Genomic DNA, 26,834 nt, shown 5'->3' with positions numbered 1-26,834 from the left:
CCGATCGAACGGGGGCCGATCGAACCGATGCATTCGAACCGGGGGCCGATCGAACCGGGGCACGATCGGACTCAGGCCCGATCGAACCGGGGCACGATCGAACCGGCCCGATTCAGTCGACGAGCTGGCGCAGTAGCGGCCCGTACTGCGGATGGGCAAGGGCCGAGGCGAATTGCGCGACCAGGTAGTCGGCCGGGTTACCGGTGTCGTACCAGCGGCCCTGGATGACCTGGCCGAAGACCGGACTGTCGGCGGCGTGCACATTGATCGCATCGGTGAGATAGACCTCGCCGGTGCGGTGCTCGTACCACTGCTCGGTCTGTCTGCGCAGCTCGCAGATGATGCCGGGGGTGACGACATAGCCGCCGATCGCGGCGAAGTTCGAGGGGGCGTCCTCGGGCTTCGGCTTCTCCCGCAGACCGGTGATGCGCAGCAGGCCGTTGCCGTGGTCGTCGGCGACGACCGGGACGCCGTAGCGCTGGGATTCGGACGGATCCATCGGCATCAGTGCGAGCACCGGGGCACCGGTCGCCTCGTAGGCGTCGATCAGCTGCTGTGCCCGCGGAACCCGGGCGACGAAGACGTCGTCGGGCCACAGCACGAGCATCGGCTCGTCGCCGAGATTGCGGGCGGCATTGAGCACCGGGGTGCCGTTGCCGTAGGGACCGTGCTGGTCGAGGTAGGTGATGTGTCCGAGCCTGGACAGTTCGCCGACCTCTTCCACCGCGTCGGCGTATGCGTCCTTGCCGTCGGCGCGCAGTTGGGCGACCAGCGCCGGATTCGGGCGGAAGTGGTCCTGGATCAAGGACTTTCCGCCGCTGACCACGATCGTGATATCGGTGATTCCGGATGCGACCAGCTCGCGGACGGTGTGCTCGATGACCGGCTTATCGCCGACCGGCAGCATCTCCTTGGGGATGGCCTTGGTCAGCGGCAGCAGGCGCGAGCCGATTCCGGCGGCCGGGATCACGGCCTTGCGGATCTTCATGATCCGATCATCACATATCCGGCCGGGTCCGAACGGCCGATCCCCAGGCTTCGGCAATGCCGGCCCAGGTGGCAACACATTGGAATCGTGCCAGGTCACGGCGGGTCGGGCAGCGCTGAGCGCCGCGCGCGCCCGGCCGCCTCGCCGCCGAGGTCAGCAGCAATTTCGCAGTAATTACGCGGCTGACGCAGATCTGGCGCCCAGGTTGCCCGCCGGTGCGCACAGGTTGGGTGCGCCGCGCGTGAGTTCGCCCGGTAGATCCGTACGCGGCAGATGTGTCGGGGGCGCGGCATAGTCGACCGGTCGGCCACGGCTCGCGTCGGTGCCGACCTGTCGGTGGGGCGGCGTAGATTTCCGGGCGTGAGCACTGATAACACCGAGGGGGCCGCGGCCTCGCGCACGGCCCGGCGGTGGGTGCTGCACATCGATATGGATGCCTTCTTCGCCTCGGTCGAGCAGCTGACCCGGCCGACGCTGCGTGGCCGCCCGGTGCTGGTCGGTGGTACCGGTGGGCGTGGCGTGGTCGCGGGGGCCAGCTATGAGGCGCGGGTATTCGGTGCGCGCTCGGCGATGCCGATGCATCAGGCGCGGCGGCTGGTCGGGGTGACGGCGGTGGTGGTGCCGCCGCGTGGCGCGGTGTACAGCGTGGTGAGCGCGCAGGTTTTCGACGCGCTGCGCAGCCGCATTCCGGTGCTGGAGACGCTGTCTTTCGACGAGGCATTCGGCGAACCCGCCGAATTGGCGGGGGCGAGCGTCGAGCGGGTGCGCGAATACTGTGAGGAGCTGCGCGCGCTGGTGCGCGCGCGGACCGGGCTGGTCGCCTCGGTGGGTGCCGGGACCGGGAAGCAGCTCGCCAAGATCGCTTCCGGAATGGCCAAACCCGATGGGGTGCAGGTGGTTTCGCCGGATGAGCAGCAGCAGCTGCTCGCTGGCCTGCCGGTACGCAAACTATGGGGGATCGGGCCGGTGGCCGACAGCCGTTTGCGCTCCCTCGGCATCGAGACGGTGGGCGCCTTCGCCGCTCTGCCGGAATCGGAGGCGGTCTCGATCCTCGGCGGCAGCGTCGGCGCGGCGCTGCACCGGCTGGCCCGCGGCATCGATGACCGCCCGGTCGCCGAGCGCGCCGAGGCCAAGCAGATCAGCGCCGAGAACACCTATGAGACCGATATCGTCACGATGGCCCAGCTGCGCCCGGCCATCGAGGCGATGGCGGCGGCCGCGCACCGTCGCCTGGACAAGGACGGACGGGCCGCGCGCACCGTGGTGCTGAAGCTGAAGAAATCCGATATGAGCATCGTGACCAGGTCGTTCACCCTGCCGTACGCGACGACCGAGCTGGCAACGCTGACCACTGCGGCGCAGCGTTCGGCCATCGATCCGGCCGAGCTCGGGCCGATTCGGCTGGTCGGTGTGGGCTATGGCGGGCTGTCGACCGTGCGGCAGGAATCGCTGTTCCCGGAGCTGGATCAGGCGCCGGTGGAGGATGCTGGCGTCTGGGAAGGCGATGCGGCGCATTCCGATCGTTGGGGCGGATCGTCCGAGGCCGAAAGCGGCCCATCGGCCGTCGTGGCGGCGCTCGATACGGGATCGTCGGTCGGGCAGGCGGGCGTCGGGACCGAGCATGCCGAGACCGCATTCGGGGTGGCGTCCGCGCAGCGGGTTTCGGTGGCCACGCAGTCGAGCGTCGTTGCAGCTCAGGGCGATTCACCACCGCGGAAGGCGACGCTGTGGTATCCGGGACTCGATGTCACCCATCCCGAATTCGGGCACGGGTGGGTGCAGGGTGCCGGACTGGGTGTGGTTACCGTTCGGTTCGAGACCAGCTCGACAGGGCCCGGTCCGGCGCGTACCTTCGCCACCGACGACATCAGTCTGTCCCGGGCGGATCCGCTCGGCAGTCTCCGCTGACAGGTAGCCTGGGTCAGTCGTGCAGCGTCGCCGGTCCGGGTGACGGTTGCCGTTGGTGGAACGACATGTACCTACTCGAACGCAAAGGACGAGCAGTTGAAGCTTCGTAAGACTGGACGCATCGCCATCGCCGCTCTGGCCGTCGTTGCCGCACTCGGCATGACCGCCTGCAGCGATGACAAGGACAGCAAGCCGGCCGCGAAGACGAGCACCAGCGCCAAGGCATCGGCCAGCGCGAGCGCGAACACCAACCTGCCGCCGGTCCCCACCGCCGCGGAGCTGAACACCCAGCTGCAGCGCGCGCTCGATCCGTCGGTGCCGAACTCGGAGAAGCTGGACGGCGTGCAGGGCGCGCAGGCCGACCCGGAACTGCCGAACCGCCTGGCCGAGGCCGCCAAGAGCGCCAACATCACGGTGACGGTCACCGATGTGACCAGCTTCGGCGACAGTGTCAACGCCAAGGCCAAGGTCGTGCTCAACGGCCAGGAGAACGTTGTCGACGTGCCGTTCGTCGCCGAGGACGGCAAGTGGAAGATCCAGAAGGCCTGGGCCTGCACCATGCTGACCAACCTGGGCCAGCAGTCGACTGCCTGCAGCTGATGCTATGGTCGCGGCCGAGCCGGGCAGCGCCCCGGCGTCGGTCGCGGCTGTGCGCTGGCTGAGAATCAATGCTGTACACCAGCAAGAACTTTCGTTTGGAATAGTTACCGTTAGGATCAGGCCCCGTGGCTGACACGATGGTGTGGGCGGGGCAGCCGTCCGTCGAGGAATCCGAACCCGGGACGGCACAATCGAACAGACATGGTGGTTGGGCCGGGCCGATCGCGCTGATCGCGGGCCTATTGGGCGCATTGTTCGCGGTGGCGGTGCCGCTGCTGCCGGTGCGCGTGGACGCGGCGACGCTGAATTGGCCGCAGGCCGGTTCCGCGCGCAGTATCGAGGCGCCGCTGATCTCCTATGCGCCACTGACTTTCGATGCCACCCTGCCCTGTGCGGCGATCAACCAGCTCAGCGCCAAGGGTGGCACGCTCGTGGCGACCGGACCCAATGGTGCGCCCGATCTCGAGCGATACGGATTCGTCGCGCGCGTACAGGCCGCGGCCGACACCCCGGCACGGCTGGATGTGGTGCTGCGCAACCAGGCATTGCTCAGTCTGCCGGTGGCCGAGTTGGTTCCGGGCTGCGAACTCACCGTGCACGCCGACAACACCACGGCCACGGCCACCGTGGTCGGATTCGAGGCGCCCGGATTCCCGGTGGTGCTCAATGGCGACTACCGGCCGCAGATGGTCGGCATCTTCAGTGATCTGGCCGCGGCCGACGGTGCGCACGTCAGCGCCGAACTCGACACCCGATTCTCGTCCACGCCCACGCCGCTCAAGCGCGCGGCGATCTGGCTGGCGGTGCTGTGCACGATTGTTTCGCTGGTCGCGCTGTACCGGCTCGATCGGCGCGACGGTCGGCGGGTGCGCCGCTTTCTGCCGCAGCGCTGGTGGACGTTCTCACTGCTCGACGCCGTGGTGCTCGGCACCATGCTGGTCTGGTACTTCATCGGGTCGACGACCTCGGATGACGGTTACCAGTTCGGTATGGCGCGCGCCTCGGGTGTCGCGGGCTACATGGCCAACTACTTCGCCTACTTCGGGGTGCCCGAAAATCCGGTCGGCACACCATATTACGACCTGATCCGGATCATGACGCAGATCAGCACCGCCAGCCCGTGGGTGCGGCTGCCCGCGCTGTGCTGCGGTGTGCTGATGTGGCTGCTGCTCAGTCGCGAGGTGGCGCCGCGGCTCGGTGTCGCGGTGCGGCACAACCGCGTCGCGATGTGGACCGGTGCGCTGGGCTTCCTCACCATCTGGCTGGCCTATGACAACGGACTGCGTCCGGAACCGCCGGTGGCGCTGGGACTTCTGCTCACCTGGTGTCTGGTCGAGCGCGCCATCGCGACCCGGCGGTTGCTGCCGGCCGGATTCGCGATCCTCGTCGCCGCCTTCGCCTGTACGGCGGGGCCCTCCGGTGTCATCTGTATCGCGGCGCTGCTGGCCGGATTGCGGCCGGTCGCGCGAATCATCATGGCCCGCGTCGACACTCGGGGTTCGGCGCGCGTGCTCGGTTACGCCATGCTGCTCGCGCCGCTGCTCGCCGCCGGCGCCGTCGCGCTGGCGATCATGTTCGCCGATCAGCCGCTGGCGGCGATGTTCGAGATGAAGCGCATCCATCACATCGTCGGACCGGATGTCGAGTGGTTCAACGACTATCTGCGCTACCAGTACCTGTTCCAAGGTGAGACCGACGGCTCCGTCGGCCGCCGGATCGGCGTGCTCGCGATGTTCGCGGGGCTCGTCGCATGCGTACTCGTGTTGCTGCGCAAGGGCGGTCGCATCCCGCTGACCGCCGCTGGCCCGACCCGGCGCATTCTCGGTGTCACCGTCGGCGCGCTGCTGCTGATCATGGTCACGCCCACCAAGTGGACCCATCACTTCGGTGTCTACGCGGGTGTGGCCGGAGCCGTCGCGATGGTGACCGCCATGGCCGTCGCACCGCGGGTGCTGCGCGCACCGCGCTACCGCGCCCTGTTCGCCGCGGCGGTCGCGTTCCTGCTCGCGCTGGTGTTCTCCGGTCCCAATAAGTGGTGGTATGTCTCGTCCTACGGCATTCCCTGGTGGGATAAGCCGCCGGTGATCGCCGGGCTCGAGCTCAACAAGCTGTTCCTGCTCGCCACCGCCGCATTGCTCGCGATCGCCGCATGGTGGCATGTGCACGCACCGGAACCCGGTACGCCGCACAAGGTTTCGCGGTTCGCGTGGCGGGTGTCGGTGCTGCCGCCGCTGACCATCGCGCTGGCGCTGCTCGTGGTCTGGGATGTCGGTTCCTTCGCCAAGGCGGCCGTGGCCCAGGGGCCGGCGTTCTCGCTCGCGCGCTCGAATATCGAGGCGTTGACCGGGAAGACGGCCGGTTTGGCCGGACACGTACTGGTCGAATCCGATCCCAATGCGGGCATGCTGCGGCCGCTGACCGGCGACGCGGTGAGCACGCTATCGGGTATCGGGACCGGATTCACCGGTGCGGGCGTGGCTGCCGATCTGCGCCCCGATGACGATTCGAGTCCGACCGGCAGTATCGCCGACGCGTTGAGCAGCAAGTCGGCCTCGGAGAACACGGCTGGAACCGCCTCTCCCGCACTGCCTTTCGGACTGGATCCGGCGACCACACCGGTGCTGGGCAGCTACGGCTCCGGTGACGCGGGCCCCGCCGACCTGACCACCGGCTGGTACCGGCTGCCCGCACCCGGCGACCGCTCCGGCATCATCGCGCTGACCGCGGCGGGTCGGATCAGATCGGTCGATGCCGACGGTATCGTCACGCCGGGGCAGACCGTCGAAATCGAATACGGCGCAACCGATTCCGCGACCACCGCACAGCCGATGGGCAAGGTCGCCCCGATCGATATCGGACCGGCGCCGTCCTGGCGCAATCTGCGCGTACCGTTCGCCGAAATCCCGACTGGCGCGGACGTTATCCGCATCGTCGCCATCGACCGCGACCGCAACCCCAAGCAGTGGCTGGCCGTCACGCCGCCGCGCGTTCCGCAGACCAGAACGCTGAATGAGGTTGTCGGCTCACAGGTTCCGGTCCTCACCGACTGGATGGTCGGCCTGCAATTCCCCAACCAGCGCCCCTACGACCACCGCGACAATATCGCAGAGGTACCCGCCTACCGCATCCTCCCGGACCGTCCCGGTGCCGAGATCACCACCCTGTGGCAGAGCCATGATGGCGGCGGCCCGCTCGGCTGGTCCAATATGCTGCTGCGCCCCCGCACTCTCGCCACCTACCTCGACCAGGACTGGCGGCGAGACTGGGGTGAACTGCAACAACTGACCCGCATAGACCCCAAGGCCGACCCGGCCGAACCCGAGATCACCCAGCAGGATCATTCCGGGCTGTGGACCCCTGGTCACATCAACACCGCCTACTGACCAGCGCCGCTGAACCTGTCGGTACCCACGCGTAGCTTCTACTCTGACGGAGAAGTCACGATCGGGGGGTCCTGCGATGCCGCTGAAGGTTCGGCAGATGCTGGAGATACTGGAGGCGGCCGGATGGTGCGTGGTGCGTATGAAGGGCAGCCATCGGCAATTGCGGCACCCGACGAAGCTGGGCGCGGTAACAGTCGCAGGTAAACATCGGTGCCGACATCCCGATCGGTACCGAGCGCAGTATCCGCAGACAGGCGGGGATCTGATGGAGATGACAGTGAGTACTTACGCGATCATCATCGAGCGTGGCGAGACCGGTGGCTATGGTGCCTATAGCCCAGATCTGCCCGGCTGTGTCGCGGTGGCGGACGACCAGGATGAGTGTCTGCGACTCATGATCGAGACGATCGAGTTCCATCTCGCGGGGTTGCGCGAGGATGGCAAGCCGATCCCGCATCCGAATACTGTGGCCGCGACGACATTTACGACGGCCGCATGAGGTCGCGCGGCTAATAGATGACGCTGTTGGCGGCGATACGGGTAGCGAGGGTGGCCAGGTCGTCGGCGGTGAAACCCGGGTAGCCGTGGAGGACTTCGCGCCAAGGGGCGGGGATGGCGCTGGCGCCCCAGCGGGCGCCGAGGAGACCGCCCGCGATGGCGGCGGTGGTGTCGGTGTCCCCGCCCGCGCGGACACAGAGTTCGAGGGCGCGGGGGAGATGATCGGGGCCGGAGGCGTCGGCGGTGGTGATGGCCCACCAGGCGGTCTGGAGGGCGTGCACCACCCAGCCGTTGTTCGAAAAGTCTCGCGGGGTACCGGATTCGGCTTGATCGAGCAGATAGGTCCAGTAGGCGGCGCTGGGCGAGTCGTCGACGAAGGCGCGGACGCCGTCGAAGCTTCCGCTGAGCACCGCGTGCCGAATGGCGGCGGTCCAGATCTTGCAGGCCTCGATCGCCTGCTGGTCGTGATGGGTGAGCGCGCCGATCGCACCGGCCATCCGGACGCATTCCGCGGCGTCGCCGAGATAGGCGAGGGCGACCGGCGCGGTGCGCATGAGCGAACCGTTGCCGCCGGTCTTGCCGTGCAATGACATGGCCTGCGTCTGCATTTCCCTAGCCGAGCGCGGGCGCACCGCGAGCACGGCGCGGGTCTGGATGCCGATATCGGGCGGATCGGAATCGAACCACCGGACGAATCCGGCGGCCACCTCGTCGAGGTCGATACCGGACCCCTTATCGGCCGCCAGCGCGATGGCGATCGCCATGGAGGTGTCGTCGGTCCACTCTCCAGGGGCCCACCGGCACGGCCCGCCGCCGATCATATCGATCGCGACATGTGTTCCCGGCCACGTGAATTCGTAGCCCGCGCCGAGCGCATCGCCCGTCGCGGTGCCGAGCAGCACGCCCGCCGCACGATCGAGTTGCGCATCGTCCAGCATCGAAGAAACCTTCCGGTCCGGCTGTGATCGCGGCCAATGTACCCGATGACCAGGGCAATTCCGTCCTGTCGGTATCGACAAGTGACGCTGTACAAATCTGTGCCCTCATCACGAAACCAGGGCTGGGAATAGCAGGTCAGTCGCGGTCTGCGAGAGTCGACGGTTCGCGTTCGGCGGCCCTGGCGCCCGGCCGACCGCGCCGCCGCCCACGCATGAGCGCATCGGCGGTGAAGATCGCCAGTGCCACCCAGATGAGCGCGAATCCGGCCCACCGCGACGCGGGCATGGGCTCGTGCGCGACGGCCACGCCCCAGGCCATCTGGAGTGCCGGAGTGAGGTACTGGAGCAGTCCCATGGTCGAGAGCGGAACCCGTTGCGCGGCAACGGCGAACAGCAGCAATGGCAACAGGGTGACCGGACCGGTCGAGATCATCAATCCGGAATGCCCTATTCCGCTGGCGAATTCACTGCGACCCGTCACCGCGAACACGATGACGAAGGCCAGTGCGAACGGCGCGGCCACCACCCCCTCGGCCGCGATCCCGTGCAGCGCGTCCAGCGGAATCACCTTTTTCACCAGCCCATAGGTGGCGAATGAGCAGGCCAGTGCCAGCGCGATGAGCGGCGGCCTGCCGTAGTCGACGGTGAGCACCACGACGGCCAGCGCACCGAGTCCGAGCGCCGCCCACTGCGCCCCGGCCAGCCGCTCGCGGAAGATCAGGACGCCGAATGCCACCGTCACCAGTGGATTGATGAAGTAGCCGAGCGCGCACTCCACCACATGCCCGGAGGTGACGCCGTAGACGTACACGCCCCAGTTGATCGACAGCGCCGCGATGGCCACCGCGGCCATCCGCCAGGTCCGCGCGCCGATCCCACGCAGCCCACCCAGCCGGCCGGTCACCGCGAGCACGGCGAGCACCAGCACCAGGGTCCACAGGATGCGCTGCGCCACCACCTCGGCCGGGTTGGCGAAGGCCAGTAGTCCGAAGTATGCGGGGAACAGGCCCCAGATCAGAAATGCGCCGGTACCGAACGCTACGCCGGGGACTGTCCTGCTTCGCTGCACCCTGCCGACCGTAGTTCTCGGTAGCCTTGCGGTCATGTCGATAACCGTGTCAAAGACGGCCGTCACCGGGCTGACCGCGGCGGAGGTCGAGCAGCGTCGCCGCGACGGGCACACCAACGATGTGCCGGACCGGGCGAGCCGATCCGTCCGCGACATCGTCCGTGCCAACGTCTTCACCAGGATCAACGCCATCCTGGGCGTGCTGTTCATCCTGGTGCTCGCGACCGGTTCGATCATCGACGGCATGTTCGGTCTGCTGATCATCGCCAACAGCGCGGTCGGCATCATCCAGGAGATCCGCGCCAAGCGCACCCTGGACCAGCTGGCCATTGTCGGCCAGGCCAAGCCGACCGTGCGTCGCGACGGTAAGGCGCAGGAGGTCATGCCGAAGGAGGTCGTCCTCGACGATCTGATCGAGCTCGGTCCCGGCGACCAGATCGTCGTCGATGGCACCGTCGAGGAATCCGCACTGCTCGAGGTCGACGAATCGCTGCTCACCGGTGAGGCCGATCCGGTGGACAAGCCGGTCGGCGGGGCGGTGATGTCGGGCAGCTACGTCGTCTCCGGTTCCGGCGCCTACCGCGCGACCAAGGTCGGCAAGGACGCCTACGCGGCCAAACTGGCCGAGGAGGCCAGCAAGTTCACGCTGGTGAAGTCCGAGCTGCGCAGCGGTATCGACACCATCCTCAAGGTCATCACCTACCTGTTGATCCCGGCCGGTCTGCTGAGCATCTACAACCAGCTGTTCTCCAGTAAGGAGTCCTGGCAGCCCGCGGTCACCGGCATGGTCGCGGCACTGGTGCCGATGGTGCCCGAGGGGCTGGTGTTGATGACCTCGGTCGCCTTCGCGGTCGGCGTCGTGCGACTCGGCAGACGCCAATGCTTGGTGCAGGAATTGCCCGCCATCGAGGGCCTGGCCCGGGTGGACGTGGTCTGCGCGGATAAGACCGGCACGCTCACCGAGAACGGAATGCGCCTGTCGGATATCAAGACCCTCGGTTCATTCGACGATGCCGAGGTGCGCCGGGCCTTGGCGGCCGTGGCCGCCGACGATCCGCGCCCGAATGCGAGCGTGCAGGCGATCGGCGAGGAGCTGACCGATAGACCGGATTGGCAGCAGACCGCGGTCGCGCCGTTCTCCTCGGCGAAGAAGTGGAGCGGCTTCTCCTATGGCGAGCACGGCGACTGGCTGCTCGGTGCGCCCGATGTGCTGCTCGATCCGAGCTCCGAAGATGCCCGCGTCGCAGAGGAACTCGGCTCCTCGGGTCTGCGTATTCTGCTGCTGGCGCGCAGCGACCGTCCGGTCGATGCCGCCGACGCCCCCGGCACCGTCGATCCCGCCGCACTCGTCGTACTCGAGCAGAAGGTGCGTCCCGATGCTCGCGAGACCCTGGATTACTTTGCCGGCCAGCAGGTTTCGATCAAGGTGATCTCCGGTGACAATGCCGTGTCGGTCGGCGCGGTGGCGTCCTCGCTGGACCTGCCCGGCGGCGATCATCCGGTCGACGCCCGCGAATTGCCCGAAGACCGTGACGCGCTCGCCGATGTGCTCGAGACCGCGACCACCTTCGGCCGGGTGCGCCCGGATCAGAAGCGGGCCATGGTTGCCGCTCTGCAATCTCGCGACCACACCGTCGCCATGACCGGTGACGGTGTGAACGACGTACTGGCGCTGAAGGATTCCGATATCGGTGTGGCCATGGGGTCGGGCAGTCCGGCCACGCGCGCGGTCGCGCAGATCGTGTTGCTGGACAATAAATTCGCCACGCTGCCGTATGTGGTCGGTGAGGGCCGCCGGGTGATCGGCAATATCGAGCGGGTCTCGAATCTGTTCCTCACCAAGACCGTGTACTCGGTACTGCTCGCCTTCCTCGTCGGTATCGCCGGTATCGGCTCGCAGATCTTCGATTACGATCCGATCGGATATCCGTTCCTGCCGAGGCATGTCACGATCGCGGCCTGGTTCACCATCGGCATCCCGGCCTTCATCCTGTCGCTGGCGCCGAACAATGAACGCGCGCGCTCCGGATTCGTCTCGCGCGTCATGCGTTTGGCGATTCCGTCCGGTGTGGTGATCGGCGTCGCCACCTTCGTCGCCTACCTGATCGCCTACGCGGGGCCGCATGCCACCCCCGAGCAGAAGGAGCAGGCGGGCACCACGGCGCTCATTACGCTGATCATGATCGCGGTGTGGGTGCTCGCCATCGTCGCCCGGCCGTATGTGTGGTGGAAGGTGGTGCTCATCGGCGCCTCGATCCTCGCCTATGTGCTGTTGTTCACCATCCCGTTCACCAGGCATTTCTTCAAACTCGACCCCTCGAATGTCGGACTCACCACCGCGGCGTTCGTCTGCGGGGCGGTCGGCATCGTGCTCGTCGAGGCCGCCTGGTGGATCGCCGCCGCCGGTCGCGGCGAGAAGCACTCGCTACTTCCGAGCTCACCGGGCGGGGGCGCCTGAACAATTGGACAGGTGACTCGGCGCGCCACGAGATACCTTGTGCGAAGCGATCATTGAGGGTTGGAGTACCTTCTCGACTATGGAGGTATTGCTGCACCAGATCGACGCGTTCGCCGACGCACCGTTCTCGGGCAACCCAGCCGCGGTCATGCCGCTGCCCACCTGGCTGCCGGACGAGCTGTTGCAACAGCTGGCCGAGGAGAACAACCTCGCCGAGACCGCCTTCTATACGTCCCAATTACCCGTCGAGGCGGGTGGGCCACCCGGAGAATGGCCCGCCTGCCACCTGCGCTGGTTCACCCCGACGATGGAGGTGGACATGTGCGGCCACGCCACCATGGCCGCGGCCGCGCAGATCCTCGAGGACATCCACCCGGGCGAGGACCGGGTGAGCTTCTTCACGCGCAGCGGCTGGCTGCACGTCGACCGCACCGATGACGACGAATACGTACTCGACCTGCCGGCCCTGGAATCCAAGGAAGTCACGCCCGATCCCGTACTGGTGGACGCGCTCGGTGTGCGCCCGGTGCGCGCGTACACCGGATTCGACGAGGTGATCGTGCTCGGCTCCGAACGGGAGGTGCGCGAGGCGCGGCCGAATTTCGCGGCCTTCCCGCCGCTCGCGTTCGATGCCGTGATCACCGCGCCCGGCGACACCGTCGACTTCGTCTCCCGGGTCTTCGGTCCGGACCTCGGTGTGGCCGAGGATCCGGTCACGGGATCGGCCCATGCCCAGCTGGTTCCGCTGTGGAGCCGCGAATTCGGCCGCCCCCAACTCAGTGCGCGTCAGCTGTCCCGGCGGGGCGGCAGCCTGCGCTGTGAACTCGCTGGCGACCGGGTGCTGCTCATCGGACGGTGCCGTCGGTACCTGGATGGTGTTGTGACACTGCCGGATCGAAGTTGACGGAGGCGAGCGCATCGCCCACTGCACCGATAAGTGGTGCCGCGACTACTGATCCGGGACCGCCCCGTCGTCTGGGCCGGGCAGGGCGATGTCCTCGTACTCCGGCAGTAGCGGGACGATGGCGAAGCTGGTGGCGACCGCGTCGGCGGGTAGCGCCTGTACCGCGCGGATGCCGTTCTGGGCGGCCAGATTTCGGAGTTCGGAGAGTCGGCCGCGAACCACGAGACCGACGGTGCACGCGCATCCGGCGCGCAGGCGGGCCACCGATACCGCGGTGATGCGGCTGGTGCGCTCGTCGGCGGGGTGCTCGGCAAGCAGCTGCCAGGCGGCGTTATCGGCGGAGGCGACCGCGACGGCATTGCCCGCGGGCAGTTGGACCGTGACGATCGGGGTGTGCACGCGGGGGATCGACACGTGATGGCTGGCCGCGGCAATGCGCAGGCCGCCGCTGTGCGCCGGAATCTGGTTGGGGGTGAGCGGTTCGGTGAACGAAACCAGTGCCCAGTGATCACTGGTATCCGGGCCGGATAGCGAATCCCGGGCCCGCACAAGATAATCCGCGACCGGCTCGCCCCGTTCGGGGCCGAGCCGGTCGGTGGAGATGCCGGATGGACGTGGCGGATTCAGCGCGCCGAGCAGCACGATGAGCACCGCGAACCCGACCGCCGCAACGGCGATCGCGATGCGGCGCAAGACCATCGAGTCAGGCATTGCGCAGCACGTCGAGCGCGTTCCTCAGATCGTCCGGATACTCGCTGGTGATCTCGAGGTACCGGCCGTCGACCGGATGGTTGAACCCGAGCGAACGCGCGTGCAGCCATTGCCGTTCCAGCCCGAGCCGCTCCGCCAGCCGCGGATCCGCACCATAGGTGAGATCACCACAGCATGGATGCCGGATCGCGGAGAAATGCACCCGGATCTGGTGGGTGCGCCCGGTTTCCAGATGAATATCGAGCAGACTCGCCGCCTGGAACGCCTCGACGGTGTCGTAGTGCGTAATGCTCGGTCGCCCGTCCGCGGTCACCGCGAACTTCCAGGCGTCACCGCGGGCCCGGCCGATCGGCGCATCGATGGTGCCGCTGCTCGGATCCGGATGTCCCTGCACCAGTGCGTGATACCGCTTATCGACGGTGCGCTGCTTGAACGCCCGCTTGAGCACCGTATACGCGTGTTCGGACTGCGCGACCACCATCACACCGGAGGTGCCGACATCGAGCCGGTGCACGATGCCCTGTCGTTCGTGCGCACCCGAGGTCGAGATGCGGTAGCCCGCCGCGGCGAGTCCGCCGACCACCGTCGGACCGGTCCAGCCGACGCCGGTATGCGCCGCGACGCCGACGGGTTTGTCCACCGCGACGATGTCATCGTCGGCATAGAGGATTTTCATCCCCTCCACCGGGACGGCCTCGATGGTGAGTTCGCGCTTGGGTTCTGGAAACTCGACCTCGAGCCAGGCGCCCGCGACCAGGCGATCCGATTTGCCCGCGGCGACGCCGTCGAGCTGCACCGAACCCTCCTCGGCCAGGGTGGCCACGGCGGTGCGGGACAGGCCGAGCAGTCGGGACAGTCCGGCGTCCACACGCATGCCGTCGAGCCCGTCGGGTACGGGCATGGTCCGCGTTTCCCTCATGCCGCCACCTCGCTGGCGCTCGGTTCCGGCATGAGCGATGCCCGCTGTGACATGATTCGCTCGCTCATGCCGCCGTCCCCTTGCTGTTTGCCGCACCGTTGGCGCCATTGTCCGACGGTTCGTCCTTCGGCGCCGCGGGCGAATCGGTCGCGGTCTCCTCGTGGCGGCCGTGTCCGGTGCGCGAGCCGTCGGGTTCGAAGCCGAAGACCGTCAGCACCACCAACAGGATCGCGCCGCAGACGATCGAGGAGTCGGCCAGATTGAACACTGGCCACCAGCCGACCGCGATGAAGTCCACCACATGGCCCTGCAGCGGTCCCGGCGCACGGAACAACCGGTCGACCAGATTGCCGAGCGCGCCGCCGAGCACCATGCCGAGCCCGATCGCCCACCACAGCGAGCGCAGCGTGCGGCCGATGCGGATCACGCCGATCACCACCGCCGCGGCGACCAGCGTCAGCAGCCAGGTCATGCCGGTCGCCATGGAGAATGCCGCACCCGGGTTGCGCACCAGCGACAGCCGCGCGAAATCGCCGATGATCGGCACCGGATCGCCCGGGGTCAGCTTCGCGACGACGATGGTCTTGGTGAGCAGGTCCAGACCCAGCAATACCGCGGCGATGATCAGTAGCGTGCGTAGCCGCAGCGGTGCGGCGGCCTTCCCGGAATCGGCGGTTGGCGTCGGTGTTTCTGTCTCGTCGCTGGGCGGCACCGCCTCATCGTCGGTGTTGTCCTCGGGCGGCCGGTCATCACTCACGTCGACCATCATCTCTCGAGTGACGACATGCCCTGTGCACGCGGTCACCTGCATGTCCCAGCTGACACTCAGGAAGCGGTCGTACTCTGATGCTCGTGACGGTGTTGTCTTCCCCCCACATACCCCGAATTGCACGCTCGGGTGTGTTGTTGATGGTGCTCGCGGTCGGACTGTCCGCGTTCGGCGTCGGCTGTAGTGACGGCTCCGACGCGCGCGTGGAAGCCGACAGCACCGAGCCGCTCGGCATCGGTAAGGAAGTGACCGTGCCGATCTCGGCCGCTGTCGCCACCGTCATCTCGACGGGCGAGGAGCCGCGGTCGCTGCTGCGTCCCGGCTATCCGGCGGGCACGGTGCAGCAGGTGACGCTGCGCACCGATCATCACATCGAGCAGCAGATCAATGATCAACCGCCGAGCGATTTCTCCTCGCCCGCGCTGACGATTCCAATGACGGCCCAGACCGATGCCGACGGTGTCGAGCTGACCCTCGGCACCATCTCCACCCCGGATCCGTCACTGGCCAAGGCGCTCACCGCCGCCGGCGGTTCGCACGCCGGATTCGATATGAGCGATCTCGGTGCGATCACCGCGCTGCGCCTCGCCCCGTCACCGGATACCTCCAATGCCGCCCGCGCGGCCTTGGAACAGGCCTTCTATCAGGCGGTCTACCGTTCGATCACCTTCCCCGACCAACCCGTCGGCGAGGGCGCGGTGTGGACGGTGCGCCAAGAGGTCGACGGCGGTGTCGCGCTCGACCAGGTGACCACCGCGACGCTGACCAAGCGCGACGGCGACCGGCTGACCATCGAACTCGAGGTGACCCAGAAGCCGAAGTCGCCGGTCTGGACGCTGCCCAATAACGCGGGCACGCTCGACATCAAGGATTACGTCATGCAGGGCGCGGGCACGATCACTGTCGATCTCGGCCTGCCGCTGCCGGTGGCCGGATCCATAACCGTCGGCGGGCATCAGGCCTACCGCGATCCGCGCAGCGCGAGCATGCTGCAGCAGACGATCAATACGCAGGTCACCTGGAACGAATGAGGGCGGCCCGCGGTCTGCGGAGCAGCCGCAGGTCGTGAGACCAAAGCGCCGATCCAGTGCCTTTTGTCGGATCCGGGGAATAGGCTCGCACCTGTCCGACAAACGCCTCGATCGGAGGTATTCGATGTCCGATGTCAAACCGATCCCTGACGGATATCCCGTGGTCTCGCCCGGGCTGGCGATTGATGGCGCGGCGGCCGCCATAGATTTCTACAAGCGCATCTTCGGCGCATCGGAGCGGATGCGCATGCCGGGACCGGAAGGCAAGGTGGCGCATTGCGAACTCATGTTCGGCAATTCGCTCGTCATGGTCGGCGATCCGGCTCCCGATATGGACTTCCTCGACCCGAAGACGGTCGGCGGCACACCCGTCAATCTCTATGTCTACGTCCAGGACGCCGATGCCGCCTTCGCCGCCGCGCTCGCCGGGGGCGCCAAGGAACTCACTCCCATGACCACCCAGTTCTACGGTGATCGCAGCGGTGCGTTCGAGGATCCGTGGGGGCACCGATGGACCGTGGCCACCCATGTCGAGGATGTTCCGCCGGACGAGATGGACCGGCGGATGGCCGAACTGTTCGGCGGCGCCTGACCTGTGCTCGGATGGTTGGCCGCGCGGACCGTATGCCGCGCGGCCCGAATCGATCTGTGCGGGACCTACCCGAGCACGATCGAGGCGCCCTCGACGCGGACCGATTTCGAGGCGAGTGGCCGGGTGGCCGGGCCGTTGACCACCGAGCCGTCGAGGCCGAATTTACTGCCGTGGCAGGCGCAGTTGATGGTGCCGCCGGATACAGTGGCGACCTTGCAGCCCGCATGTGTGCAGGTCGAATCCAAGCCGACGAATGAACCGGCACTGGGCTGGGTCACCACCACATCGCCCTTGATAACACCGCCACCGACCGGCACTTCGGAGGTGGTCGCGATCGCAGCCGGTTGCCCGGCGGGCGCCTTCGGTCCGGGCGGTCCCGCGGCGGGTGCCGGTGCTTGGGCCTGGGGACTGCTTTCCTTGCCGTAGGTGGTGCACGCGGTGAGCGCGGCCGCGGCGGCCGCGGCGCTCGCTCCCGCGATCACGATGGTGCGGCGGTTGAGACAGAGATCATCATTGGACATAGCGGACTCCGATCAGAAGGGTTCAGAAGGTGATGCCGTTGTGCTGGAAGAACCACAGGCCCGAGGTGAGCCACAGGCCGGTCAGTCCGGTCAGCACCAGACCGCCCGCGACCGGAATGACCCAGCCGGGCAGGCCCTTTCGGGTCAGCAGCAGCATCTTGGCAACGAACGCGCCATAGAAGAAGCAGCCCAGCAGGGAATGGATGAGCACGCGGCTCTCGTAGTCTTGAAAACCCAATGCGTACAGGCAGTGCACGGCGACCGGAACGGTGACGAGTACGGCCAGGCGGCCGGACCACACATGGACGGTGCCGATCCATGGCGGGGTCTTGGCGAAGAGCGCGTCGAGTTTGCCGTACATGGCCAGTGCCGAGAGGAATTGGAACAGCGCGAGCGCGGTGGCGAGGGTGGCGAGCCAGGTCTTCACCGCAACCGGACTGGAGAATCCGGCCACATTGATCGAAAAGAACCGTGGGTCATGCTGTTTCGCGTAGACGCCGAGCAGTACCGAGACCGCCGCGCTGATGAGCAGCGGTATGACGATGGCCGCCGCCGATGCCCGGCTCGGATTCGCCCGGATCGTTGGCGCTTCTCGATCAGCCGACACTGTCACCACCACTTATCTTGTTCGCCGTGATCTTCTTGCCATTGACGACGGCCGTCGCATCGGGTGCGAGGGTGACCGCCGGTGCGGTGGAGCCGTCCGGATTGCGCTGGACGCCGGTGACGCCGCCGTTCGCGTCGACTATCCAGCTCTGGCGAGTGCCGGCCTCGCTGTAGATATAGAGCCCGGCGGGTGGTTGTACCGGGGTGGCGGTGTAATTCCACTGCTTGCCGCCGATCCAGAGGGTGCCCTGCACCGATCTACCGTCGAAGGCACCGGTCAATTTGGCGTCGTCCTTGCCGGTGAGCTGCACGGATCCGTTCGTCGCGCTGCCACGCAGCCAGGATTCGATCGTCTTGCCGTCACAGGCGTAGGCGATGGCCTTATCGCCCGCGATGGTGATCTCCAGGGTGATGGTGCCGCCGGAGGCCAGCGGGATCTTGCCCACGTAGTCGGCCTTGGCCGGGAAGGGCGCGGCCGCGGGCGTCGTGGTGATCGGCGGTGCCTGCGTCGTGGGTGCGGCGGTGGTTGCCACCGTGTTCGTCTTCGCCGTCGACGGTTCGGTGTCCTTGGACATATTGATGCCCACAAGGACGAGGCCGAGTACGGCCACTGCCGCCAGGGTGAGCCACGGTCCCAGTCGTTTCATAGGGTCTCCTCGATGGGCGGCCGCTGGTGCCGCTGTTCGAATTGTCTACGTGGCAGCCCCATCCAGCGGTTCAAACCAGTATTCGCGGCAACCGCCGAGCGGCGTGTCACTCGAACGTGTCGGTTCTTACCGATCGGTCAGTGAGGCGAGCCTTTTACCAGGGCGAATCCGTTGCGGTCAGATGCTCTCGGATTCTGCCCACCGCCACTGTCGAGCGGTACCGGCGATCGGAGCGTGGAAACCCGGCAGCGGCGTGTGGGGTGAGGTGAGGTGAGGATGTTACCGAGCGGGCTGAGGTCTCGCTGTCGTGCTGGTGATCGCGGCGGCGAGGTCTCTCGCTTGTGCTGGAGTCAGGTCGGCACCGGCGGCGTGGGCTGCGGTGAAGGCCGAATCGCCAAGGGCGGCAATGATTCTGGCGGTGGGTCGGTCGATGTCATGGCGTTCGGCGGGCAGCAGGGGGATGCCGTTGGTAATGCGTATGGCCTCGGCCGTGCCCAAGAGGGTTGCGGCGGTTTCGTATTCGCCCAGTTCGGCGGCCGTGGCGGCCGAGGCGGCGATGGCGAAGGTGGTATCGCGGGGAGCGGCGATGCGCTGGGCGCCGTCGAGGGCGGACAGGTGCAGGGCAAGGGCGGCGGTCGGGTCGCGGTTTTCGAGGATATAGCCGAGTTCGACCTGGAGCATGGGCAGGAACAGGGGTGTTTCCGCCCCGTCGGCGGGGGCCAGTTCCAGCAGCTCGCGCAGTATGTGTTCGGCGCGGTCCGGATTGCCGTCGCGGCGGGCCGTGAAGGCCGCGACAATGGAGGCGAACAGGCGGCCGGGAGCGTAACCGTGTTCGGCGGCGATGCGCAATGCCTGGTCGGCGAGGGCGGCGGCGCGGTCGAATTCGGTGTGCTGCATACAGATCCAGCCGAGCCAACACAGGTGGGTGCAGACCTGCCCCCACAGCTCCAGCTCCTGCGCCAAACCCAATGCTTCGGTGTGGATTTCCAGCGCGCCGGTCAGATCGCCGGTCAATTCGGCCAGCCCGCCCAGCCATTCGGCCGCCTGCAGGCGACCCCAGCGGTCATCGATTTCGGCGAAGATACGGGCGGCCGCGCGGGCATGCCGCTCCAAGGCGGGCAAATCGACTCGGCTGTGCGCGGCCTTGGCCAGCGCCACATGCGCGGTCGCGACGGCCCACCGGTCACCGAGTTGCGCACCGACCGGGAGCGCCTGTTCGATGACCGCCTCCAGTTCCGGGAGATCACCGGATTCCAAGGCGGAGAAGGCAAGGAACAACGCGGCCCGCGCCCGCCCCACCGGATTGTCGACACTGTCGAAGGCGGCGAACACCTCCGCCCGCCGCGCCGCCCCATCGGCGAATTCACCCTGTTGGAACGCGAACCCGAGGTCCCACGCCAGTGCGCGGGCACGCGTCTCCGCCGAACTGCTCTGGCCGGGGTCGGTCAACGCCAGGGCGGCGGCCAACCAGCGGCGCGCTTCACCGAATCGGCCGCGCAGGAGCCAATACCACGCGAGGGCGTTGACCAGGCGCAGGGCGTGTTCCGCGTCCGCCGCGCGCACGAATCCATCCAGTGCGGTGCGCAGATTCGCGCTTTCGCTGTCGAGTCGGCGTAGCCAGCGTTGCTGGTCCGCGCCATAGAGTTCGGGTTCGGCCTGCTCGACGAGGTGTAGGTAGTACAGGTGATGCGCGCGGTACACGGCGTCGAGTTCGCCCGCCTCCGTGAGCCGGTCCACACTGAACGCCGCGACCGATTCCAGCAGCCGGTAGCGGCGTCCGGACGTTTGCACGAGTGAGCGATCCACCAGACGCGCGACCACATCGGCGATTGTGGCTGGATCCAGCCGGACCGGCGTGGACGCGGTGTGACTGCCATTCGCCCAATCAAATCCGGTGACCAGGGTTGCGTCGGCGGGTGGTCGGATGCCGCCAGTGGTGTCCGCTGCGGTGGCGCGACGGCCATCGGCGGCCGCCGTTGGGTCTGCGGCGCATACGGTTTCGGCGGCGTCGAGGGTGCAGCCGCCCGCGTGCACCGCCAATCGGCGCAGCACCGTGCGCTCGGTGTCGTCGAGTAGGCCCCAGCTCCAGTCGATCATGGCGGTGAGTGTCTGCTGTCGCGGCGGGGCACCGCGGTGGCCGGTGGCCAGCAGGCGGAATCGGTCGTCGAGGCGGGCCACCATTTCGTGCACGCCGAGGGCGCGGACTCGGGTTGCCGCCAGTTCCAGGGCCAGTGGGATGCCGTCGAGTCGACGGCACAGGGTGGCAACGGATTCGGCGGTGTCGGCGTCGAGGGTGAAGTCGCGGTCGCTCGCGCGGGCACGTGTGACGAAAAGCTGGACGGCACTGGACTTTTCGAGTTCGGACAGCTCTTCTTCGGCGGCGGGCACGGCCAATGGTTCGACCGCGACGATATCCTCACCGGGCAGCCGCAACTGTTCGCGGCTGGTCGCCAGGATGTGCAGCTTCGGTGCCGCGCCGAGCAGCAGTTCGGCGAGGTCGGCCGCGTGGTCGACGACGTGTTCGCAATTGTCCAGGACCAGGAGCAATTCCTGATCGGCAAGTACCTCGCACAGCAGGTCCGTCGGATCGGCGCCGTCGGTGATGCGGACACCGAGCACCTGCGATACCGCCTCGGCCAGCCATGAGGTGGCGTCGGTCGAGGTCGGCTGCAATGGCGCGAGCTCGATCAGCCAAGCGCCGTGTGAGAAGCGCTCTTTCAGCCCGGCGGCGGTCGTCAGCGCCAGGCGGGTCTTGCCGACGCCGCCCGGCCCGGTCAGCGTCACCAGCCTGGTTTCCGATACCGCATCGCGCAGGCGCGCCACCTCCTCGTCCCGCCCGATCAATGCGGTGCGCTGGGCCGGGATATTGGAGCTGCGCCGTCGGACCGCGTTTTCCGGTCGCGGTGCGGCGACCTCCAGCTCCTGACCGAGAATCGAGCGCTGCAGCGCAACGAGTTCCGGGCTCGGATCCAGACCCAGTTCATCATCGAGGTGGCGGCGCAGATCCTCGTAGCTCGCCAGTGCCTCGGCCTGGCGTCCGGCACCGTAGAGTGCGCGCAATAGTGCGGCCCGAAGTCGTTCGCGCAGTGGATGTTCGCGCACGAATACCGCGAGATCGCCTGCGACCTCCCGATATTCACCGAGCGAAAGCCGCGCCTCGGCCAACTCCTCGACCGCGACCAAGCGCTGCTCCTCGAGCTGCGCGATGACGGGCCCGGCGAATTCGGCATCGCGGAAGTCGGCGAACGCGGGTCCGCGCCACAATCCCAGCGCCTCGGTGAGCGCCGTCATGCGGGCGGTGGTGTCGGTGGTGGCACGGGCCGTGGCGATCAGCGAGCGGAACCGCTGCGCGTCCACCTCGGCCCCGGCCAGCCGGTACCCGGGCGGCGGCGACACCACCAGATCGCGCCCGCCGGGTTCGGCATCCTCGAGCGCCCTGCGCAACTGTGACGCCTTCGCGGCCAGCGTGCCCGCCGGATTGCCCGGCGGATCCGCGGCCCAGATGTCGTCGACGAGCCGGTCCGCCGACACCGGCTGACCACCAGCGACCAGCAGATCCGCCAGCAGCGCGCGCACCTTCGCGCCGGGAATCGGCACCACGGTGCCGGTATCGGTCCACACCGTCAACGGACCGAGCACACCGAAACGCATGTGCGCAGCTTAGCCGGGGTGCCGCTGACCGGAATCGGACCGTAAACAAACCGGAAGGCGGCGCGCCCAGAGTTGGTGACAACGCAGGAACACCGACCAGGGAGCCCGATATGAAACTCACCACCGCGATCGCCACCACCATCGCAGCGACCGTGACCGCACTGCTCACCGGCTGCGGAGCCGAGAGCGCGAAGGCCCCGGCTCCGGGCGCCTATGCCGACGTCAACGGCCTGCACATGTACTACGAGGTGCACGGCCCCGTCACCGACCAGCCCCCGCTCGTGCTGCTGCACGGCGCCCTCTCGGGCATCGGCACCGATTTCGGCCAGCTGATTCCGGAACTGTCCAGGACCCGCCGCGTCATCGCGATCGAACAGCAGGCGCACGGCCGCACCGCCGATATCGATCGTCCGCTGCGCTACGAGCAGATGGCGGAGGACACCGTCGCCCTGCTGCACAGCATCGGCGTGCGCCGCGCCGATATCTTCGGCTACAGCATGGGCGGTGGCGTCGCACTGCAGATCGCGCTCACCCATCCGGACCTGGTGCGCAAGCAGATCATCGCCGCGGCCAGCCTCGATGTGAACGGCATCAAACCCGGACTGATGGATGGCATCGCTGAAATCCAGCCCGAAATGCTCTACGGCACACCGTTCCACAATGACTACCTCGCGAATGCGCCTCGCCCCGAGGACTTCCCGCGGTTGGTGGCCAAGGTCGGCGAACAGGACAAGAACGCGACGCCCACCTTCCCGGTCGAGGCCGTCCGCCGGATCACATCGCCCACATTGACGATGGTCGGTGACGCCGACATCATCCGACCCGAGCACGCCGTCGAAATGTTCCGCGTCTTCGGCGGCGGCGCGATGGGCGACACTCCGGCGGGACTGCCGAACGCACAGCTGGCCATCCTGCCCGGCACCTCGCACATCACCCTGGTACACCGCCCCGACCTGCTGCTGTCCATCATTCCGGCATTCCTCGACGCGACGATCAAGGCCGCACAGTGACCGAGCATGCGATCGAGGCGCTACCTCGTGCGCAGTCCGGGGTAGCGCACCAGCGCCTGCGCATCGCGATGATCATCGGCTCCACTCGTACGGGCCGCTTCGGTCCGACCGTCGCGGACTGGGTCGCGGGTCGCATCCACCGCCGCCGCGACCTCGACTTGGACACCATCGACCTCGCCACCGCCGGACTGCCCGATCGGCTGACCGATCCGACTCCCGCGCCGGTGCGCGAAATCGGGCAGCGCGTCGCCGCCGCCGACGCCTTCATCGTCGTCACCCCCGAATACAACGGCAGCTTCCCGGCCGCGCTGAAGAACGCGATCGACTGGTTCGATGTGGAATGGGCGGCCAAGCCGGTCACCGTCGTCAGCTACGGCCGCGACTCCGACGGCAGCCGCGCCACCGCCCAGCTGCGTCAGATATTCGGAGAACTCGACGCCGTCCAGATCCGCCGCACCGTCCCGATCACGAGGGCATGGCAGCGCTTCGCCGCCGACGGCAGCTGGCCCCGCCGCGACCCCGAACTCGAAGCGGCAGTGTGTGCCGCGGTAGACCAACTCATCTGGTGGGCAACGGCTTTGCGAGCCGCCCGCGCGCGAGACGCCTTCGTCTTCTAACAGGCCTCGTGCGGTGCGGGCATGCGGTGGGCGAGCAGAAAACGCATCAGGTTGCGCTGGACCTCGATACCCCAGTCGTCCTGAACGATGCGTGCCCCGATCATGTGCTCGGCGAGCAGCGGTGTGGTGAATTGCGCCAGTTCACATCCGCGCGGACTGGAGTAGTGCTCGGTGGTGAGCGGGATCGGGACATCCGGTCCCTCGACGTGGACCTCCAGACCCATCGGCAGGGTCGGTACCGATCCCGGATCCGCGAGATTATCGGCCTCGCGCCACTGGGCGAGGTTGCTGCGGCCGATCACGTAGTTGCTGATCTCGTCGAAGAGGGTCTGCAGGAAGTACGTTGGCATCGGGCGGGCGCGTGCCCCCATCGCGTCGATGATCAGCTGGCCGCCGAGTTGGGCTCGATAGGGCGCACCGGCCATCGGGGCGATCGCGGCGTAGAGGTCCGGATAGGTGGCGCCCAAATTGGTGGTCATCGCACCACCCGCGGAGTACCCGCCGAGATAGACGCGCGAGCGATCGAGTTGGAATTCATCGATGAGCGTGGTGGTGATGCCGGCGATGATGGACGGCTCGCCCTGGCCGCGTTCGCGGTTCTCGGCTTTGTCCCAGTTCCAGCAGAATTCCTTATTGGCCGCCCGGTCCTGGATCGGATAGGCGAGCACGAAACCCATTTCGTCGGCGACCCGGGTGAGCGAGAAGCCGGTCGGCTGGGCGTCGGCGAGGGGGTCGTTGCAGCCGTGCAGGTACACCATCAGCGGCCTACCCGCACTGCTGCCCGGCGGTACATGCAGGTAGTAGCAGCGGGTGCCCGCGGCATTGGTATAGCAGCGATTGTCGATCTGGGCGTGTGCGCGCGGTGCACCGAGCAGCAGAGATGTGGTGGCGATCAGGAAGGCGCCGACGACAGCGCAGAGACGGATCGCGGCAATTCGCACGTCGGGAATACTAGCCGGGCACTGAACGTCTGCGGCGATCGTGTGTTCGCCGACGCGGCGGGGCGGACCCGGTCCCCCTCATCAGTGCGGTGGCCGGGTCCGCCCGGGAGCGTCGCCTAACCGCGCGCGATGGCCTCGAAGACCTTCGGATCGACGAGGGTCGACGTATCGCCGAGTTCGCGACCCTCTGCGATATCGCGAAGTAGGCGGCGCATGATCTTGCCGCTGCGGGTTTTCGGGAGTTCCGGGACGATATGGATTTCCCTGGGTCGGGCAATGGGGCTGATCTCCTGGGAGACAGCGGCTTTCAGCTCACCGATCAGCGCAGCACCGGAATTGTGCGCACTCGCGGTGAGGATGACGAAGGCGACGATGGCCTGGCCGGTGGTGGCGTCGTTCGCACCGACCACCGCGGCCTCCGCGACCGACGCATGCCCGACGAGCGCGGATTCCACCTCGGCGGTGGAGATCCGGTGCCCGGAGACATTCATGACATCGTCGACCCGGCCCAGCACCCAGAGATCGCCGTCGGCATCGAGCTTGGCGCCGTCACCGGCGAAATACCAACCGCGCTCGGCGAATCGGTCCCAGTACGTCGCGCGGAACCGATCCATATCGCCCCAGATGCCGCGCAGCATCGAGGGCCACGGCTGATCGAGTACCAGCAGTCCGGAACGGTCGTTGTCGAGTTCGACGCCGTCGTCATCGACGATCTTCGCGGAGATGCCGGGCAGCGGGGTCATGGCCGCACCCGGTTTGGCGGCGGTGACACCGGGCAGCGGGGAGATCATAATGGCGCCGGTCTCGGTCTGCCACCAGGTGTCCACAATGGGAGTCCGATTGCCGCCCAGCACCTCTCGGTACCAGCGCCAGGCCTCGGGATTGATCGGTTCGCCGACGCTGCCGAGCAGGCGGATGCTGGACAGATCGTGTGCGTCCGGAATCTGGCGGCCCCACTTCATGAAGGTCCGCACGAGTGTGGGTGCGGTGTAATAGATAGTGACGCCGTATTTTTCGATGATGTCGAAATGCCGGTGCTCATCGGGAGAGTTGGGTGTGCCCTCGTAGATGACCTGGGTGGTCCGGTTCGACAGCGGTCCGTAGACGATGTAGGTGTGTCCGGTGACCCAGCCGATATCGGCGGTGCACCAGTAGACGTCCTGTCCCGCTTTGTGATCGAAGACGTTGTGGTGGGTGTAGGACGCCTGGGTCAGGTAGCCGCCGGTGGTGTGCAGAATGCCCTTGGGCTTTCCGGTGGTGCCGGAGGTGTAGAGGATGAACAGCGGATGTTCGGCGTCGAAGGCCTGCGCCTCGTGATCGGGGGCGGCGTCGGTGACGGTGTCGTGCCACCACAGGTCGCGGCCCTCGGTCCACGGGACCTCGATATTGGTGCGGCGCACCACGAGGACGTGTTCGACGGTGTGCGCACCGTCGGCCAGCGCCTCGTCGACGGCGGCCTTGAGCGGCGCGGCCGTACCGCGCCGCCACTGACCGTCGGTGGTGATCACCAGCCGCGCACCGGCGTCATCGACGCGCTGGCGCAGGGCCGTCGGTGAGAAACCGGCGAACACCACCGAATGGGTGAGCCCGAGCCGAGCACAGGCCAGCATCGCGATGACGGCCTCCGGAACCATCGGCATGTAGATGGCGACGCGATCGCCGGTCCGCAGCCCGAGTTCGGTGAGATAGTTTGCCGCCCTCGATACTTCGGCGAGCAACTCGCTGTAGGTGATATCGCGCGAGTCGCCCGGTTCGCCCTCCCAATGGATGGCGACCTGCTCGCCGTACCCGTCGAGCACATGCCGGTCCACGCAGTTGTAGGCGACATTGAGCTTGCCGTCGACGAACCACTTCGCGACCGGTGCGTCGCTCCAGTCGAGGATCTGGGTCCACGGCTGCTGCCAGTGCAACCGCCGAGCCTGCTCGGCCCAGAACTCCAGCCGATCGGCGGCGCGGTCGTACAGCGCACGCGACGCGTTCGCATTCGCGGCGAATGCCGGATCCGGCGGGTAGGCAGTGTCGGTGGTCGAGTCACGGTCGGTGGTTGCACTGGTCAACGTCGATCTCTCCTAT

22 protein-coding genes are annotated in these 26,834 nt (G+C 67.4%); 10 read left to right on the top strand and 12 right to left on the bottom strand.

The features are described 5' to 3' along the window. Positions 1–112: 112 nt before the first annotated feature. On the bottom strand, positions 113–988 hold the full coding sequence (locus ACQP2D_RS31285; RefSeq protein WP_433679512.1) for a UTP--glucose-1-phosphate uridylyltransferase: 876 nt from the start codon (positions 986–988) through the stop codon (positions 113–115). Between the two features lie 429 nt (positions 989–1,417). Between ACQP2D_RS31285 and ACQP2D_RS31280 the strand changes: the two genes are divergently transcribed. The 4 genes from ACQP2D_RS31280 to ACQP2D_RS31265 all read left to right on the top strand — a co-directional run bounded on the left by ACQP2D_RS31280 (position 1,418) and on the right by ACQP2D_RS31265 (position 7,378). After that, complete coding sequence (locus ACQP2D_RS31280; RefSeq protein WP_433685814.1) at positions 1,418–2,896, top strand: DNA polymerase IV; 1,479 nt, start codon at positions 1,418–1,420, stop codon at positions 2,894–2,896. A 96-nt stretch (positions 2,897–2,992) separates the two neighbouring features. Then, the gene (locus ACQP2D_RS31275; protein ID WP_433679511.1) at positions 2,993–3,496 is read left to right on the top strand and encodes a hypothetical protein; all 504 of its coding nucleotides are present in this window, start codon (positions 2,993–2,995) and stop codon (positions 3,494–3,496) included. A gap of 125 nt (positions 3,497–3,621) precedes the next feature. Further along, a complete protein-coding gene (locus tag ACQP2D_RS31270; protein WP_433679510.1) occupies positions 3,622–6,879 on the top strand; it encodes an arabinosyltransferase domain-containing protein in 3,258 nt (1,085 codons plus the stop codon). A gap of 97 nt (positions 6,880–6,976) precedes the next feature. Beyond that, on the top strand, positions 6,977–7,378 hold the full coding sequence (locus ACQP2D_RS31265) for a type II toxin-antitoxin system HicB family antitoxin (protein ID WP_433679509.1): 402 nt from the start codon (positions 6,977–6,979) through the stop codon (positions 7,376–7,378). 10 nt (positions 7,379–7,388) lie between these two features. Here ACQP2D_RS31265 and ACQP2D_RS31260 read toward each other — a convergent pair whose 3' ends face one another. Both ACQP2D_RS31260 and rarD read right to left on the bottom strand, forming a co-directional pair. Then, the gene (locus ACQP2D_RS31260; protein WP_433679508.1) at positions 7,389–8,315 is read right to left on the bottom strand and encodes an ADP-ribosylglycohydrolase family protein; all 927 of its coding nucleotides are present in this window, start codon (positions 8,313–8,315) and stop codon (positions 7,389–7,391) included. A gap of 136 nt (positions 8,316–8,451) precedes the next feature. Beyond that, positions 8,452–9,420, bottom strand: a complete 969-nt coding sequence (gene rarD, locus ACQP2D_RS31255) for an EamA family transporter RarD (protein WP_433679507.1) — start codon at positions 9,418–9,420, stop codon at positions 8,452–8,454. Here rarD and ACQP2D_RS31250 point away from each other — a divergent pair. After that, on the top strand, positions 9,419–11,842 hold the full coding sequence (locus ACQP2D_RS31250; RefSeq protein ID WP_433679506.1) for an HAD-IC family P-type ATPase: 2,424 nt from the start codon (positions 9,419–9,421) through the stop codon (positions 11,840–11,842). The two genes, rarD and ACQP2D_RS31250, sit on opposite strands and share 2 nt — an antisense overlap. A 79-nt stretch (positions 11,843–11,921) precedes the next feature. Beyond that, the gene (locus tag ACQP2D_RS31245; protein ID WP_433679505.1) at positions 11,922–12,746 is read left to right on the top strand and encodes a PhzF family phenazine biosynthesis protein; all 825 of its coding nucleotides are present in this window, start codon (positions 11,922–11,924) and stop codon (positions 12,744–12,746) included. Positions 12,747–12,791: 45 nt separating this feature from the next. Here the strand turns inward: ACQP2D_RS31245 and ACQP2D_RS31240 are convergent, their stop codons facing one another. The 3 genes from ACQP2D_RS31240 to lspA all read right to left on the bottom strand — a co-directional run bounded on the left by ACQP2D_RS31240 (position 12,792) and on the right by lspA (position 15,133). Continuing rightward, the gene (locus ACQP2D_RS31240; RefSeq protein ID WP_433679504.1) at positions 12,792–13,457 is read right to left on the bottom strand and encodes a hypothetical protein; all 666 of its coding nucleotides are present in this window, start codon (positions 13,455–13,457) and stop codon (positions 12,792–12,794) included. Then, positions 13,450–14,376, bottom strand: a complete 927-nt coding sequence (locus ACQP2D_RS31235; RefSeq protein WP_433679503.1) for an RluA family pseudouridine synthase — start codon at positions 14,374–14,376, stop codon at positions 13,450–13,452. Before ACQP2D_RS31235 ends, ACQP2D_RS31240 begins: the two co-directional genes overlap by 8 nt. Positions 14,377–14,440: 64 nt before the next feature. Next, entirely contained in the window at positions 14,441–15,133 is a 693-nt protein-coding gene (gene lspA, locus ACQP2D_RS31230; protein WP_433679502.1) for a signal peptidase II, read from the bottom strand. A gap of 89 nt (positions 15,134–15,222) precedes the next feature. Here lspA and ACQP2D_RS31225 point away from each other — a divergent pair, with 89 nt between their 5' ends. Next, complete coding sequence (locus tag ACQP2D_RS31225; protein WP_433679501.1) at positions 15,223–16,176, top strand: hypothetical protein; 954 nt, start codon at positions 15,223–15,225, stop codon at positions 16,174–16,176. Positions 16,177–16,300: 124 nt separating this feature from the next. Next, on the top strand, positions 16,301–16,768 hold the full coding sequence (locus ACQP2D_RS31220; protein ID WP_433679500.1) for a VOC family protein: 468 nt from the start codon (positions 16,301–16,303) through the stop codon (positions 16,766–16,768). Positions 16,769–16,833: 65 nt separating this feature from the next. Here the strand turns inward: ACQP2D_RS31220 and ACQP2D_RS31215 are convergent, their stop codons facing one another. The 4 genes from ACQP2D_RS31215 to ACQP2D_RS31200 form a co-directional block, all read right to left on the bottom strand. After that, complete coding sequence (locus ACQP2D_RS31215) at positions 16,834–17,289, bottom strand: Rieske (2Fe-2S) protein (RefSeq protein ID WP_433679499.1); 456 nt, start codon at positions 17,287–17,289, stop codon at positions 16,834–16,836. Positions 17,290–17,311: 22 nt separating this feature from the next. After that, positions 17,312–17,896 carry a DUF6529 family protein gene (locus ACQP2D_RS31210; protein WP_433679498.1) on the bottom strand — a complete coding sequence of 195 codons (585 nt, stop codon included), beginning with the start codon at positions 17,894–17,896 and terminating at the stop codon, positions 17,312–17,314. Further along, positions 17,886–18,542: a hypothetical protein gene (locus ACQP2D_RS31205; protein ID WP_433679497.1), complete on the bottom strand. Its 657-nt coding sequence runs from the start codon at positions 18,540–18,542 to the stop codon at positions 17,886–17,888. Before ACQP2D_RS31205 ends, ACQP2D_RS31210 begins: the two co-directional genes overlap by 11 nt. Positions 18,543–18,821: 279 nt before the next feature. Beyond that, positions 18,822–22,193 carry a BTAD domain-containing putative transcriptional regulator gene (locus ACQP2D_RS31200; protein WP_433679496.1) on the bottom strand — a complete coding sequence of 1,124 codons (3,372 nt, stop codon included), beginning with the start codon at positions 22,191–22,193 and terminating at the stop codon, positions 18,822–18,824. Between the two features lie 110 nt (positions 22,194–22,303). On the opposite strand from ACQP2D_RS31200, the gene ACQP2D_RS31195 reads away from it, so the two are divergent. Next, positions 22,304–23,203, top strand: coding sequence for an alpha/beta fold hydrolase (locus ACQP2D_RS31195; protein WP_433679495.1), 900 nt, complete (start codon positions 22,304–22,306; stop codon positions 23,201–23,203). Continuing rightward, on the top strand, positions 23,200–23,820 hold the full coding sequence (locus ACQP2D_RS31190; protein WP_433679494.1) for an NADPH-dependent FMN reductase: 621 nt from the start codon (positions 23,200–23,202) through the stop codon (positions 23,818–23,820). The genes ACQP2D_RS31195 and ACQP2D_RS31190 overlap by 4 nt, the downstream gene beginning before the upstream one ends. Here ACQP2D_RS31190 and ACQP2D_RS31185 read toward each other — a convergent pair. Both ACQP2D_RS31185 and acs read right to left on the bottom strand, forming a co-directional pair. Next, positions 23,817–24,761 carry an extracellular catalytic domain type 1 short-chain-length polyhydroxyalkanoate depolymerase gene (locus ACQP2D_RS31185; protein ID WP_433679493.1) on the bottom strand — a complete coding sequence of 315 codons (945 nt, stop codon included), beginning with the start codon at positions 24,759–24,761 and terminating at the stop codon, positions 23,817–23,819. The two genes, ACQP2D_RS31190 and ACQP2D_RS31185, sit on opposite strands and share 4 nt — an antisense overlap. A gap of 116 nt (positions 24,762–24,877) precedes the next feature. After that, complete coding sequence (acs, locus tag ACQP2D_RS31180) at positions 24,878–26,818, bottom strand: acetate--CoA ligase (RefSeq protein WP_433679492.1); 1,941 nt, start codon at positions 26,816–26,818, stop codon at positions 24,878–24,880. Positions 26,819–26,834 lie beyond the last annotated feature (16 nt).

Source organism: Nocardia sp. CA-119907 (assembly GCF_050955995.1).
Taxonomy (GTDB): Bacteria; Actinomycetota; Actinomycetes; order Mycobacteriales; family Mycobacteriaceae; genus Nocardia.
Note: the sequence above shows the minus strand (reverse complement) of the source record. Positions and strands in the feature narration are given on the sequence as shown.